This is a genomic window from Paracraurococcus ruber (genome assembly GCF_004353985.1).
GTDB lineage: Bacteria > Pseudomonadota > Alphaproteobacteria > Acetobacterales > Acetobacteraceae > Paracraurococcus > Paracraurococcus ruber.
In genome coordinates this window covers 1-349 of sequence record NZ_SMOA01000735.1, presented here as the reverse complement: position 1 = coordinate 349, position 349 = coordinate 1, and the positions used below count along the sequence as shown (strand labels likewise).

The window sequence follows — 349 nt, the reverse complement described above, 5'->3', positions numbered from 1 at the left end:
CAGGAGCGGCAGCGCCTCGGTCCCCGTCCAGCCGGCGGCGGCGAGGGCGCCCGTCCAGGCCTCCGCCCCCGGCAGCGCGCCGCCGGGCACCTGCCACCAGGCCGGGTCCTGGCCGCAGCCGAGGTCGAAGAGCGGGCCGGGCAGCGGCTCGGCCAGCAGCAGGGCGGCGCCCGGCGCGGCGGCGGCGCGCAGCGCCTGCGGCAGCATCCACCCGGCGCGCAGCCGCGGCCCGAGGCCGAGGCCGAGGACGAGGTCGGCGGCCTCGGGCGGCGGCGCCGTCCCCAGCGGGTCCCATTCCGTGGCCAGGAATTCCAGCCCGGCCAGGGCCGCCGGCGGGGCGGGGGCCGGC

General features: G+C 83.7%; 1 protein-coding gene. It reads right to left on the bottom strand.

Going from position 1 to position 349, the window contains the following annotated elements; genetic code table 11:
* A partial coding sequence (locus tag E2C05_RS33935) for a hypothetical protein (RefSeq protein WP_205083332.1) occupies positions 1-349 on the bottom strand: 349 nt, incomplete at both ends.